At 62.0% G+C, this 14703-nt stretch carries 6 protein-coding genes; 3 read left to right on the top strand and 3 right to left on the bottom strand.

Annotation, left to right across the window (positions count from 1 at the left end; genetic code table 11):
* Positions 1-330: 330 nt before the first annotated feature.
* The gene (locus OUZ45_RS05260; protein ID WP_266168885.1) at positions 331-2433 is read right to left on the bottom strand and encodes a pentapeptide repeat-containing protein; all 2103 of its coding nucleotides are present in this window, start codon (positions 2431-2433) and stop codon (positions 331-333) included.
* The gene (locus OUZ45_RS05265) at positions 2433-6014 is read right to left on the bottom strand and encodes an NHL repeat-containing protein (RefSeq protein ID WP_266168886.1); all 3582 of its coding nucleotides are present in this window, start codon (positions 6012-6014) and stop codon (positions 2433-2435) included. Before OUZ45_RS05265 ends, OUZ45_RS05260 begins: the two co-directional genes overlap by 1 nt.
* Before the next feature lie 326 nt (positions 6015-6340).
* On the opposite strand from OUZ45_RS05265, the gene OUZ45_RS05270 reads away from it, so the two are divergent.
* From OUZ45_RS05270 to OUZ45_RS05280, 3 genes are all read left to right on the top strand, one after another.
* Positions 6341-7363 carry a hypothetical protein gene (locus tag OUZ45_RS05270; protein WP_266168887.1) on the top strand — a complete coding sequence of 341 codons (1023 nt, stop codon included), beginning with the start codon at positions 6341-6343 and terminating at the stop codon, positions 7361-7363.
* Positions 7364-7540: 177 nt separating this feature from the next.
* Positions 7541-8002 carry a hypothetical protein gene (locus OUZ45_RS05275; RefSeq protein ID WP_266168888.1) on the top strand — a complete coding sequence of 154 codons (462 nt, stop codon included), beginning with the start codon at positions 7541-7543 and terminating at the stop codon, positions 8000-8002.
* 94 nt (positions 8003-8096) lie between these two features.
* Entirely contained in the window at positions 8097-10157 is a 2061-nt protein-coding gene (locus OUZ45_RS05280) for a hypothetical protein (RefSeq protein WP_266168889.1), read from the top strand.
* 653 nt (positions 10158-10810) lie between these two features.
* Here OUZ45_RS05280 and OUZ45_RS05285 read toward each other — a convergent pair.
* Entirely contained in the window at positions 10811-14641 is a 3831-nt protein-coding gene (locus OUZ45_RS05285) for an ATP-binding protein (RefSeq protein WP_266168890.1), read from the bottom strand.
* Between the last annotated feature and the right edge of the window lie 62 nt (positions 14642-14703).

A 14703-nucleotide genomic window follows, 5' to 3' on the forward strand; every position in this document is an offset into this window, starting at 1 on the left:
TAGGAGGCCCAAAGTACGCGATGGAGAGTCGAGGTGTTGTGTAGGTGCCGTGTAGCTGTTGTGTAGCTGCGCCTCAGTGAAGCTCGGGAAGATCAGAAGGTGCGCTATGACCATGCCTCCTTTCAGGGGCCGTATTCATAGCCATTGCTGTATTCAATGAGCGTGCGCGTTTTCGGGCTCAATTGCCAAAGGGCCATTTTCTTTTGGCCTGAAGCGCCGCCCCTATTGCCGTTGCCAGTCGCTGATGGAAGCCATCCCGTGTCACTTCCCGCACGCCCTTTGATCCAAGAGATCGTCATTCATGGATAAATGTCCGCCTCCCATAGACCTTCAAGTAGAGCTGGACGGCCATCGCGCCAGTACTGGAATGGCGTGCAGTTGTTCCGTAGTGCACGTGCCGCCCCTGCCATCAGGGCAGGTGGTTTGAGGCCCAGTGCTGCGGGCGTCGAGTTTGGTCGGGTCGTAGTCGAACGTTTTGCCGTCGGGGTACAGGCGGTGCACGGCCTCGATGCTTCCTTTCTTGGAGGAAAGCTGCGCTCTAGTCAGTACGACGTCCATCAAGGACGCCCCGACGAAATCGGCGCCGGCCAGACAGGCCGAGGAGAAGTTCGTCTGCTTATTGCCGGAGCGGGGCGCCTTGATGTTGGTGAACGTCGCCGACACCAGGCATGCGCCCGAGAAGTTCACATTGCTCAGCTTGCCGTCGCTGATGCCCTTGAAATCCACCTCGGCCAACATGGCGGACGAAAAATTGGCCTCCGTGAGCACGGCGCCATTGAATGTGGCGTCCCACATCCACGCGTGGGAGAAGTTCGCGTTCATCAGTATGGCATTGGCGAAATTCGCGCTTTGCAGATGGGCGCCGGTGAAATCCGCGGCTTCGAGGATCGCCCTGCCGAACTTAGCGTTCTCCAGATTGCAATTGCCGAAGCGCATGCTGCGTAGATCCGCAGATTCGAAATCGGCGTCGATCAGCGCTAGGCCCGCGAAATCCACGATGGGCAGGATCGCTTCCTTGGCTTTGAAGTTCTTGAAAGTGCCATCGCCTGGCCGGTCCAGCGCAATGGTCGCACCGCTGGCATCGACATAAGACCAGTCGGTGCCCAATAGGCTGGAGGTGAACTTTGCGCCGGCCAGGTGCATGCGCTCTTTCTTGGAGGTGTCCCGACGGGGTGTGCGCGCATGCCTCACCTTGCCGGCCAGCACCGCGTTGCGGAAGTTGGTGCCCTGCAGGTTGGCGTTGTCGAAGTCCACTTGCTCGAAGCTGGCCACCGGCACCGGTTCGCGCATTCGCTGGCCCTTCTCGTATTCGGCTTCCCTGGCGCTGAAATCCGCGCCGGCCAGTTCGGTGTCCTTGAACGACACGAGCCTCAGCGCCGTTCCCCCGAAGATGGCTTTGCCCAACTTCGCGGCCGCGAACGTGCTCTCCGAGATGCGCACGCCGTCGAAGCGTGCATCCGTGAGCGTGGCCCCGCTGAAATCGGCCAGGTGAATGGTCGCCGGCTCGTAGGGTCCACCGTTCGCGCTCGACTGCAGGTCGATGACCTGGAATATTTCTTCCAAGGTCAGCGCTGCGAAGCGCGCGTTGACGAGGCTTGCGTTCTGGGCGTTGATGCTGACGAGCTGCGAGCCGCCGAATGCCGGCCGTGTCAGCTTCGCGTTCTTCAAGGTGGCGAAGGCGAAATTGCAATCATGGAAAACAGTTGCTGTGCCTTCCATGCCGTCGAGCTCGGCATACGTCAGGTTCAAGCCGGAGAGCCAGGCCCGGTCGATGCTGGCTTGCTTGAGCGAGGCGCCCGACAGGTTGCAACCCCGGATGTTGGCACCGTTGAGCTTGGCGCCCTCCAGCTTGATGCCACTCAGGTCCATGTCCACCAGGCTTTGCTTGGTGAAATTGGCTCTTATCATGCGCGCGGAGGGCAGCTGCCTGGAGCCGAAGGTGCAGCGCTCGAAGGTGCAATCCGTGAAGTCGACGCCGGTCAGGATGGCCTTGGAGAAATTGGTGTCGATGAAGTGCACGCCCGTGAAATCGGTGTTGCTGAGATCGATCACCGTCCTGCCCTGGGGGCCGAAGTCGGCCTTCTCGCAACGCTTGGACTCGCGGATGTCCGACACGCCGGGCGCAACTGTGTCCGTGTAATACCTGTCGCGCTGCTGCAGCTTGACGCCCGCCAGCTGCGCCAGCAGGGCGACCCGCTCCGGCTCTAGCTCGTCCTGCGCTCCGGCCAGCGCCGACAGCAGTCCACGCGGGGCCGGGAAGGGGATGGGAACGATGCTCTTGAAGAAGGTGGCCCATTCTTCGAAGGATCGGGTGTCCGGTTCGCGCTCATCCACCTGAATCCGCAACCGCTTGGCGTCTTTGTCCACATGGAACATGAAGCGCAGGTGCACGTCGGCGAGGAACACGCTGAACTTGCCTTCGAAAATAAACATCACTTTTTCCTTTTGCTGAGCGTCGTCGGCGGCGGTGGTAGCCACATGCTGAGTGACGGTTCGGTGCGGCGATCCGGACCGCTCAGGGTTTCCCAGTTGAGCGTGTAGAGGCTGCGCGCCAGGTCTACCGCGATGCGCGCCGCGGCCACGCGCGGCGTGCTGACCAGGAAGCTGCCGTCCGGTTCGTAGATATCGATGCGGTAGTGCTCCGGCTGGCTGCCGTTACCGTCGTAGGCCAGTACGAACAGATAGCCCTTGGCCTCCACCGATAGGTCCAGATAGGTAGTGCCCGTCGCGCCCGTCTGGCGCAGCGGGAGTACCGCGGACTTCTCCGTCTGGTCCTTGGGTTTGAAGTACGGCACGGGGTTGCCGGAAATGTCGAAGCTCTGGATGCGTTTGTTGCCTTGCTCCAGTACCAGCAGTCGCCCATCCAGCGCCACGGCGATCGCGCATGGCTGCAGCAGCAGGCCCACACGTTCGCCTTCGCCGCTGTAGGGACTGGCGACGGTGGCCTCCTTGTTTTTTTTCGGAGCGGCCAGCTTCAGCAAGTAGAGTTTGGACGTGTCGGCGCTGACGCCGGCCGCGTAACCCTGCGGGTGCACCACGAAACGGTCCACCGGTGCGGAGAATCGGCCCCAGCTCTCCCCGTTGCCCGGTTCGAAGCGCGGCTTCTCATGCAGCGACAGCGCGATGCGGCGCAGGTGATAGCCGCCGGCGGGATTGCCGATGTCGTCGTAGTCGCCGCCGCTGGGATCGAGATAGAAGCTGGCTCCGCTGCCGTCCTCCGCTGAGCCGAGGTCGTAGGCCACGCCGCAGGGCAGGGAGAAGCCCAGTGGAGAGCTGGCGTAGGAGGCCTCGGGATCTTCCAGCAGCGAGAGGTTCTGCATCGTGTGCATCGCGCCGTCGGTGGGCGGTCCTGGGCGGTCGCGCGGCCTGTTCAAGCCGTTGGCCTGCCAGGAGTAGCCAAGCATGCCCGGGCGCTGCGCCACGGTGATGCCGCCCATCGACAACAGGCGGTGGCCGTCGTCTGTCGGCGCCGTGGTGATAGTGGCGGTGGGGGCGGGGCGCTGCTTCCAGCGATGGCGTCCGCCTTCGAACACGATCGATTGCCGGTGCTGGTAGACCGACTGGCGCGATAGCGGAATGAGTGCGTTCTTCACCACCACGTCCAGCTCCAGCACTGAGCTGCCTTGCGCACCCTTGGCATCCACCCAGCCCGAGGCGCCCATCGCCGACTGCCAGCCGTTGGCGGCGTAGAAGAACACCATTACTTTCACGCGACCGCCGGCGGCGATGCCGTTGAACTCGAACGGTAGTGGCTTGGACAGCGTTTCGCCCGGCAGGCGAATCTCCTGCACCGGCAAGGTATTGCCTGAGTCGTAGAGTACGCGCACGACCATCCGGTCGTGGTGGTCGGGAAACTTGTTGAACGCCGGATCCGGCAGCACACGGCCGCGCAGGTCGAAGGTGCGGGTGAGTTCGGTGGTGTAGTAGAAGGGAGACTGCAGTACGGCAGCCGTGGTCTGCGCCAGCTGCATCAGCGTGATGGTGGTATCCAGCGCGAGGAAGGCCAGGTTGATCAGCGGCACGGCGCGCTTGGCCACGGCTTCGCCGGCCTTCTGCGCGAGGTAGAGGGAGAATTTCTTGGCCTCCAGCTTCGCCAGCTTGGGCAGCACCATCGCGGCCACCCTACCGATGGCCTTGGCGGGGTCTTGCGAACCGCCGAACGCATAGCCGGCGGTGAGGCCGATACCGAGAGAATAGATCCCCGCGCGGACCCTCGGATCCTTCATCAAGTAGTTGATGATGCCGGTGTTCTTCTCTGAGGTGCCCTTGACCAGCAGGTAGATGGGCAGGACCATCTCAAGCACCGCCGTGCAGAGGATTCCCAGCACGCATACCGTTTCGTCGAACTCGCCGGTACCCAATCCGCCCCAGTAGAGCTTGACCGACGAAGCCGATTCGGGGACGTCGATCTCTAGCGTCTGCGTATCGGCCGGGATCGGCACGCCGAAGACGGTGGTCACAGGGTTGATCAGATCGATGTAACGCTTGGTGTCGTGATGGTCGAAATACGGCACTAGCGGGGACGGCAGGTTCCCAGGGAAGTTTTCGGGCTTGATCACGCGACCGGCGGCGTCGAAGAACTCGGCGTAGGCGACCAGGTGGCGCAACCAATCGTTCTTCATGTCCACGCGCAGCTGGCCGTACTTGCCCTTGGTGGTCGGCGCGGCGCTCCACACCCTCCGTTCCACGCCATTGGGCTCGCGCACGTACAGATGGGCGGTTCTGAGTACCTTTTTACAGGCCGAATGCATGCGCACGTGGAGGTACAAGTCCACCTGGAGCTCGTCGAGCCGCAAGTCCACCTTGAAGGCGTCCGCGCCCGCGCTGCCGCTGCGGTAGGCGGCCTCGAACACGGTTTCCCCTTCCTGCTTGGGCGGCTGCGCGGCGAAGCCCGCTTTCCAGGCATTGGCGTCGTCCGCCGTCTCCACACAGACAAACATGCGGCCTTCGATCAGCGCGCCGACCATGTCTTTGGACATGGGCGTGGGATCGCTCGACGACCAGCCCTCGTTGATCTCCAGGCCGCCTTCGCGAGGCGGATCGAAACTGACGGCGCCGGTGCTCACGCCGTTCATGGTGCTCAGCGCCTTCAGGGTCCAGCGCGTCTGGTCGGCCTGCAGCAGAGGGCGCTTGCCCTGCTGCGTCGCGCGCACGGGGCGGTGTTCCTCCACGGTCTGGCCGTACTGCATGCGCCATGTCTGGCCTTGCAGTTCCTCCATCTGCTGCGAGTACTTCAGCGCCAGGCCCATCGGGGCGCCCATGTGACGGCGCACACCCTCGTGCACTTCGATAGTGAATATCGTGCCCTCGGCATCCGTCACCACCTTGCCGTCCGCGTCAAGCATGGGCACGCGGCGTGACCATTGCTCGCCGAGGCGGCGGATTTCGTCGGGCAGGCGGCTGCGCTTACGCAACGCGCGGCCGACGCAATCGCGCAGGATCAGGGCGGGAATGGCGCCGCCGTGTTCCGTGTTGAGGTTGATCAGCGAAGGGTGCTGAAACAGCAACGTGGAGGCGGTTTCAAACGGGTCGATCAGATTGTGTAGCAGTTCGGTTTCGAGCAGCGCCGCGTCGCTGCGCAGCAGAGAGCCCAGTCCTTGCCTTACTTCGTCGTCTTCCAGCAGCCAGGCGAGCTTGGGATGCAGTTCCTGCGGCACGCCACGCAGCAGTCGGTTTTCGCGCAGGTGGCGCCGGCCTTCGCGCGGCACGTGCACGGCCAGCGAGAGGAAGTCCTCGGTGGGTGCGCCGCCGACCTCTGTGGCGCGCGCCAGGTAGGTGACCATGATCGAGTCGGTTGGCAGGTCCACCTCGAGATAGTGGCTCAGGCGAGCATCGGGCATCCGCTGCAGCAGCGGATTGCCGACGCGGGCATCGGCGCGCGTGGCCTTGGTGTGGGCGTGGACGCGGTGCGGAGTAAGGCCTGCGTAGTAGGTGAGCGTGTGGTCGCGCTGGAGCGAAGAGGTGGCATCGAACTGCAGCAGATGGCGTTCGCTAGCCTTAGAAGGTTGGCCCATGTAGGTTCCCGCTGCGCGCATTGGGGCCCGGCTGGACGAAGAACTCGCCGGTTCAGCGCGTGCCCGTTCGGGCAGGGTGGCAGTGACCGTCGCCCCCTGCGAGCGGTCTTGTGCTCGATGTATATCGTTATCGCTGCGGCGGCGTGAAGTGCGTGGTTGTGGTCAATAAAGGGGATTGACAATAAGGGGGCAGAGATATTTTCTTGGAAAAAATAAGGTGCAACAAATGTCTCTGAGCCCTTATTTGCTAGACCCCTTATTTACTAAAGCGCCCACAATCGCTCGACCGCTCGGAAGCGCGTGTCGAACTCCACCTGGAAGGCAACATGCGCGACAACTTCGACCGTACCGTCATCGGTGATCTCCGCAAGCGAGCTGGCGAGCGCTGTTCGAACCCCGCTTGCCGGGCCGCAACCAGCGGGCCTCAGCTCGACAGTCGGAAGTCTGTAACCATCGGCGTGGCCGCCCACATTCATGCGGCTGCGCAAGGCGGCCCTCGCTTCCATGCCCACATGAGCGCGAAAGAGCGACGCGGAATCAACAACGCCATATGGCTTTGTCAGAACTGCCACAAACTCGTCGATAACGATGCGCAACGATACACGGCCGAGGCGTTGATCCAATGGAAGGATTCGGCCGAACAGCGTGCACTGAGAGACATCGCCGAGCGTCCAGCGAGCGGCCACGTCCACGAGAACCCGGTAGACGAGGCCGATGGCTCGGCTCGCGAGGTGATTGAGCTCGGCGACAACAATGTCTTTAGCAACGATGTCGCCGATCTGCAGAACTTAGCCACACGCTGTGCGATTCACGCCATCGACGGGCGAAGGGTCGAGTTCGTCGTGCGCCTCCAGCCGACCATTCTGAAAACCGAACCCGCCGATCCGTTGTGGCGCCCCAGGTACGAGAAGGCGAGGCAGGAGCGAGCAGATATCCTAAAACAATGTTTGGACATCCTCGCGTCGCCCGAAGTGCATCGCTGGTGGAGCCATTACCTGAGCACGGTTGCGGATTGGCAGGCGGCCATGACTGAATTAATGGAGGAGGCTTCCATACGCCCCTACCAACCGATGGGTCACAAGATCGATGTGTGGCGCACCGCCAAACCCAAGCTTAGTGCGCCGATTTACCTCGCCAGTGCGGAGTTGAGTGAGCTTATCGAGCACCTCAAAATCCAAAGTATGCGAGAACTGCAGTTCGGTCCGGACAACTATTGCGCGGTGGATCTTCCCCGCGAAATCGTGGTGAAGCGACTCATTCCCCGAATCGTCCTTGAATTGATCGGACATGACCTGGTAGTAGATAGCGCTGTCCTCAATTTGATGAGCTGGCATATCGGCGACGGGTAAGTTCGTGCGCAGCGACTTGTACAAATTGGGCCGCGGACGCCATGGCTCAGTTTCAGGTATAGAAATAATGGTTAAGAGATATTTTTTTTGAAAAAATAAGGTGGACAAATGTCTATGACCACTTATTTCTCTAGCCCTCGCCACCGCCTGCAGCGCTGACAACATAGGAGAAACGCCATGGCAGATAACGATGATCAGTATATCCAAGACCTCATCATGCAATTCCGAGCGAACCGCCCTACGGAGAGTCAGCTGATAGCCGAATCCTCACACCAAGAAATAGTCACTTGGCCATATTACCGTGACAACCTTTTGCGACCAGCGATAGACCGCACCTTCTATGAATTCAATTTTAGGCGATTGGTGGAAATGGAATACACAGGTGATGGGGTAGAGACTATCTGCCTCGTATGTCACCGTGCTGGCGATCACCGTGTCGCGAATGGTGGCTACCTTCTGTTCTATCCTGAACCTCTTCCGCACCTATCCGAATACGCGAGTAGCGAAATCAGGGCCGGTCAATTCCAGCGAGCCGATGGCTTTCATAATATGCGGATGACCAGGGAAGCTACCTTTCGTGATGTGGAGGCTCGGATCTGGGAGTTCATTTACCGCTTTCGGCGGTTCGCGGGCACCTAGCAACAGGCCTAGCGAACGGCAACACGGAATCGGGAAGTTCGAGCAACCGCCTGGCGCGGCTACGCTAACGATGGCAATCAGGGGGACGGCAAGGATGACGGTGCGCTTCGATGTGCTTGCTCACATCCAGAATGTGGGGGACGTGCATGCGGGACCCGGCGAGTACGTCGGGACGCGCGGCACCGGCCTGCGCCTAGAAGGTTTCGCCATCACGCTGGAGCCATGGACGCGCGGCCTGGGCCTGCGCTATCGGGCGGATATCCGCGGGCAGGGCGATACCGGCTGGGTGACGGACGGCATGTTCGTCGGTACCCGCGGACAAGGCCGGGCGCTCGAAGGTTTCCGCATCGAGCTGAGCGGCGAATGTCTGGCCGACTACGACGTGCTCTACATGGCGAACATCAGCGGCGGCGGCGACATCGGGTGGCTGGCCAACGGCGAGTATTGCGGCCTGCGCGGACAGGGGCGCCATATCGGCGGTCTGGCGATCAGGATCATGCCACGCAGGCCGGACTTCGGGGCGCTGGCGTCCAAGGCGGCCTCACGCAACGGCAAGCCGCTGGCGATCACGGCCTCGGCATCGCCCCGCAGCACGGGTGTGGCGGTCTCGGCGCTGGACGGCAGCGATCTGCAAACGTGGGACCGCCGCCCGGTACGGGGTGCGGAGGGGTATGCGCTGATCAATCGGGCGCGGCCGAGCATGTGCATCGCGCGCGGCCCGGGCCCGGAGGCGGTGCTCAAGCACGTGTCGGAAATCGATACGAACGACCGCTGCGTCTGGCTCGACGACACTGTCCCGGGCGCGTGGAACGCGATCCGTTCGAAGACCGAGCTCGAACTCAAGCTCAACATGCGCGGCGACCCGCCTTATGCCGATCAGGGTAACGCCTTGATCGTCCATCCCTGGTCGCGCGCGGCGGCGAACGAGTTGTGGCAGCCAAGGAAACTCGGCTGCGATCTCATCGGCGGCACCGACGCCGTTGCCCCTAGCGACATCCTGCGCGCCATCTATCGCAGTTGTTACCCCGACCTTTTCAAGGGCGAGTTGACGTTCCAGTCGACCGACATCGGCAGGATCGCCTTCGATTTGGCCTACGCTCCCATGGTCCGCGTCCCGTCTTCCGATATCCCCGTCGACCCAGCGGATCCTTCATCCCTGGCGGCTTTCATGGTGGCGTTCGACGGCATCGAGCTTACGGTCGAAGGGGCGGGTGGGGCGTGGACAGCCACGGCTTCCCTGGAGATGCTGGCGAGAGTCCGTTTCCATACCTATGGGTCGCCGCCGGTCTATATGATGACCCTGGAACTGCGGCAAGGCTTGCTGCGGGTGGAACGGCATCCGGAGGCCGAGGCACGCCTCAACGAGCTGCTCGTGCCCTGGTTGATCGCGCACTTCAATCTGCAGATTTTTGCTCCCTTGCGCATACCCGTGATCGGACTGCCGGGCAATCAGTTCAGCGCGCCGGTGGTGACCGTGCAGCCTCCCTGCGTGACGGCAGCCTTCGCCAAGGCGCCTCATGCGACCATTGCACCCCGTCCCACCGCATGGCCGTTTGGCAGGGCGCTGACGGGAATCGGTACGTCGACGCTGGATACGGTGCTGGGCGAAGTGCTGGCAGGCATCGACGTCTACGACTCGTGGACGTATAAGGATCCCGGTCGCAGCTTCAACTTGCTCGTCTATTATCGGATCCACCTCGGTAATCCGCGCTTCACCATCTTTCCGTCATCCGGCAACCAGTGCCAGTTGCGCATCGATCTGCGCGGCGACGGTGTCTTCGAAATCCGCCACGACTTCAGCCCGCGGGTCTGGAGTGACGGCTACGTCAATTGCAGCGCCCGCCTTACCGTCAAGGACGATAAAACGATCGACGTTGTGGTGGAATCGATCGACGCCATTGTGTTCGATTGGAGCGCCGACGGCGAGGTGTACCCCGACGTGATGCTGGCGTTCGGTGTGGCCACCGGCAAGGTGGCGTCCGATTATCTGCGCGGAAGATCGTTCACGCTCTACACCCCTCCCACGATTAAGGTCGGTATCGCCGGGCGCAACTTTGAAATCACTCTGCGCGACCTTGAGGTAGGGAGCTTTGCCGATGCGGAGCAGCGGCCGATGGCGCTGGTGACGGGGATGGCGGCGGTCGCGGTGAAGTGACGCCGCGCGTTGCCGTTCACGCCTCCATCCGGGCCGCGATGAGAGGTCTGGTAGCCAATCACTGATGCAGAAGGATAAAGGGGTCAGAGACTGAGGTATCCCCACGTTTCCGCTGCAAAGTTGCCAGGAATTTCAGGCAATTCGTATAGAAGGCGCACGCATGACGAGATGCTTCGCAAGGCGACTAAGCCAAAAGGAAGCGCCCGCCATGCGTGCCACCGAAGTTTTGCAAAGCCGCCTGCACGACGCACTCAGTTCGATGCACGCGTTACGTTCGCAAGCGTTGCATCGTATCGTTACGGTGAAGCCTTCGGAGACAGCCTCACGCGCAAAGGACACCGAATCGAGATCCTTCTTCTGCTCAGCGCTATGGCTGCCCTCGCCGCATGGATTGTCGGCACCGCATGCGAATCGATCGGCCTTCAGCAGTGGCTGTCGCCGCGGCCAAGCGAGCGGCGACTGTACTCAGTGATGCGGCTAGGACGAGAAGCCCTTGTCATGTCGTGGCCGTTCCCTAGCGTACGAGAACTCATCCGGCGGCTGCGATATCCAGAGGCCGATCTACTCCAAGAGCTTGTTTTACCAGTGTGAAACGTGGAGATACCTCAGTCTCTGACCTCTTGTTTCCATGCCTCACTATAAAAAGTTCGTCGCTACGCCACCTTGTCGCGGAGCCCTCGATCGGCTTCCGTATTCGCTGCTGATTTGGCATTGCCGCCCTTCAGTACTTTCAGCAAGCCGGCAACGCGCATGACATCCGGCGTATCGAAACCTTCACGGCAGCGGTCGTAGACGCGTTGAAGCAACTCCAGCGACACATCATTCCGTTCACATGGCAATAGGGCCAGATCGGCAGCCACGCGCAGTTCGAGGATCAGGGCATTTTGCTGTTGTGCCAACTTCAGCGCGCGAACCAGTAACGCTTTTGCATCGTCTTCGCGCGCGGTATCCAGCGCCATGATGCAGGCAGCTTGCTGGCGCAGGAATTCCGGCAGCATGTGGAGGTCTTCGTACGCTTCGGCGCGGGCGATCGTTTCTTCGATGCAGGCTAGCGCTTCGGTGAAGTGACCGAGGCGGAGCAGGGCGTCGGTCAAGAAGGAGCGGAAGGTGACCACCACCAACGGCATGGCAATCATCGCAGCCTGAATGCTGCCGCGAATATCGTCCAGGGCCTGCTCGTCACCGCGTACGGCGCGTGCCCAGCCCAGCGTGCCGGTCGCGACGGCGGACCATAACGCCATACCATGCTCATTGGCCAGTTGCACCGATTCCAGCAGAAGGAGTTCGGCTTCGTCGGCATCGCCGATGTGACGTTGCAGTTGAGCGGCGAACGTCAGTGCGAACGCAAGCGAGTGCGCGTGACCAAGCTGGCGGGCATCGGCCACGGCTTGCCCCATCTGCCTGCGGGCCTCGTCGGGCCGCCCTCGAAAGCAGAGGGTCCAGGCCAGGAAGCAGCGGCTGAAGTTGCGGCAGTCTTCGCCGTACCAGGCGACAAGCTGCTCGCCCTGCACGCTACTCGGCGCCGCAATCGCACGCTCCAGATGACGGGCTGCATCGTCATGGCGCCCCAGCCAGAACAGGTTGTTGCCGTATGCGTAGTCCGCGATCACCTGATGGAATGGATCGCCCGACGCACGTGCGATGCGCTCCAGCCGTTCGGCCAGTTCCACTGGCGCCGAGGTGACGCGATCGGTAATGCCGCCTTGCCACAGGCCAAATATCACCGGGAAGGTTGTCGCATCGTCCTCGACGTCGCGGATCAGTGCCACGGCTCGCGTGAACACCTGTTTCGCCTCCTGCGAACCGTAACCCTGCATGGCTACATAAACGCTACCGAGACCGACCTGCAACGCAAGCTCCAGCCGCGCGCGTTCGCGCTCGCTGCGCAATTGCGGAAGCAACGCCAGACCGGCCTCGAAATGATGTGCAGCTTCGCGGTCGGCCGAGCGGCGCGCGGCCCAGCGCCCGGCCTTGAGCCACAACTCGATCGCTTCGGCCGCTTCCCCCGCCAGTGCAAGGTGCTGCGCAAGAATTTCGGGTTGATTTTCCACCAACGCGGAAAACCCTGCGCGAAGCCCCTGGGCAATGCGCTTGTGATTGGCTACTCGGCCGTTACGTGTCAGCGACTGATAGGCGGCATCCTGGATCAGTGCATGCTTGAACTGATACGTGCCGTTGCCCGTGGCCAGGATCAGTCCGGCGTGCTGTAACGCATTCAATGCATGCTGCAGGCTTGGGCCTTTGAGCGGAGACAGCCATTGCAGCAGATTCAGGCTGAAATCCCGCCCCAAGGTAGCGGCCAGCTGGGCTGTGGCCTTGGCGTCAGGGCCTTTGCTATCCAGGCGAGCCGCGAGCAATTCCTGCAAGGTCAGCGATGCATGAGGGGCCTGCGCATGCGCTTCCGCTTGCGCATTCATGCGCGCCATTTCTTCCACGTAAAGGGGGATGCCGTCGGACCACGCCACGATCTGCTCGATGGTCTTGGACGGCAAATCGGCTTCGAGCCGGCGCACGAGATCCATCGCTTGTGCGTTCGACAAGGGCGGCAAGTCAAGCGTCGCCCTGGCGTGCTGCCATTCGCAGTCCGGTCGGCTGGTCAGCAACGTCAGCATGGGGGCGGCGGTGGGCTGCAGAACATGCGAAGCCAGTACGTCGAGCGTGGAGGGGTCGCACCAGTGCAAATCTTCCACGATCAGCAGCGCTGGTTTGCCGTTCCCCAGTGTCTCCAGCAAGGCAAGCAGCAGTTGGAACGTCTTCTCGCGTTGCTTGAGTGGGGTCAGGGTGAGTTCGCAGCCGGCATCACCTTCGCCCAGATGCAGCACGTCGGTCAGCAGCGATAACGCTTCGCGCACCGGCACAGCGTTGTGCATCGTCGGGAACGTGCGAAGGGCATCCGCCATCTTGTCGCGCTTTTGCTCCAGTGTATCGGCTTCGACGAAACCTGCGAGCGTCGTGAACAGCGCCAGCAGGGGATGGAAGGGTGTGCTGCTGAACTCGGGCAGGCAGCGCAGCTCGAAGATGGCCAAAGATTCATCGGCCAATTGATCGCGCAGGCTGCGTACCAGGCGCGACTTGCCGATACCCGCATCGCCACGGATCAGCAGGTTGGAACGATGGCCTTGCCTGGCTTCTTGCCACAGGCCCAACAGCGTCGCCAATTCCGCTTCGCGGCCTACCAAGGGACTGAGGCTGATTGCCGAATCCAGGCGATTGTCGGCGCCGGTTTCTCCTTCTATGCGGAATACCGCCATCGACTTTTCGGTGTCCGCGCGGCCTAGTGATCCTTGCGATTGAAGATGAAAGTAGCCGCGCACCAAGTGCTGGGTGGGTTCGCTGACGACCACCTGCCCGGGCAGAGCCTTCTCCGTCAGCCTTATCGCGTGACCGGAAGCGATGCCGGCTGCGTCGGGTTCATCGGACTGCGCGTGCGTGATGACGATGCCGGTATGAATGCCGATCCGCGCCGCGACCGAACCTTCGATCTGGCGGCAGATGGATAAAGCGGTGTGCACTGCTGCCAGTGCGGCGTTCTCTCGCGCAAGCGGTAGCCCGAAATAGGCGAGTAGACGATTGCCGTGCGACATCACCCGATGGCCTGACCCTGACGCCAACATGGCCTGGCAGCGCAAGCGAGGTTGCGCCAATGCATCTGCGATGGCATCGACATCTTCTTCGCCGGGAACCTCCAATTCGCAGCACAGGATCGTTACCAGCCGTCGCTCTGCAATGGCCTTGACTGGCAGTTCGTGGGCGGGAGCTGTCAGCGCGGCGAGCGATCCGCTTTGTATCAATGCGTGCAGGTGCTGCGTCTCGGGTTCCGGCGTCAGCCCCAATTCCCGCTCCAACGTCCAGCGGCAGGTCTCGTAATGGGCTAGCGCCGCTGCGGTGCGGCCGCTCAGCGCCAGCAGTCGCATGACATGGCGATGGGCGGATTCGTTCCAGGCATCCAATGCCAGGATGCGCCGGGCGTGCATCAGCGCCCGATCGAGCTGGCCTGCCGTCTCGGAGTGGTGGCGCAACCGGTCCAGCAGCGCCAGCGCCTGCTGCAGCATGTGCTGGCGCCGAACCTCCAGCCATTCCTCGAACTCAGGACTATCAGGGAGGGACAAGCCGTCGAGGAACTCGCCTTGATACAGCGCGGCACCGTGCTCCATGCGCGCAATGGCCGATTCGTATCCCGAGTCGTGCGGCACAGCCCGTTCGTTGGCCGCCGACAGGAACACTTCGGTGTCCAGCCATAGGCTGTAGTGCGGATTGAGCCGTAGCAGATTGCGCTCGGCGATCAAGGCAGTCGCATGGCCGGCCTGTTCCAGGCTGGACCGCAGGTTCGAAACGAGCTGACGCAGGTAACCCGCCGATCTGGCCGTGAACAGCTCGCCGAGCTTTTCCCGAGTGTGCCAGCCGTTTTCCAGGGCGAGGTAGGCCAGCAGCCCCCGTCCTTTGCGATAGGAAGGACCGCCGGCCGGCACGCCGTCGATCTCCATTCGCCATCCGCCCAATACCCACATCCGTGCCTGAGGCTTTGTCTCTTGCATATCCGCGGGGC

This window comes from Dyella subtropica (assembly GCF_026283965.1).
GTDB classification, from domain to species: domain Bacteria; phylum Pseudomonadota; class Gammaproteobacteria; order Xanthomonadales; family Rhodanobacteraceae; genus Dyella_D; species Dyella_D subtropica.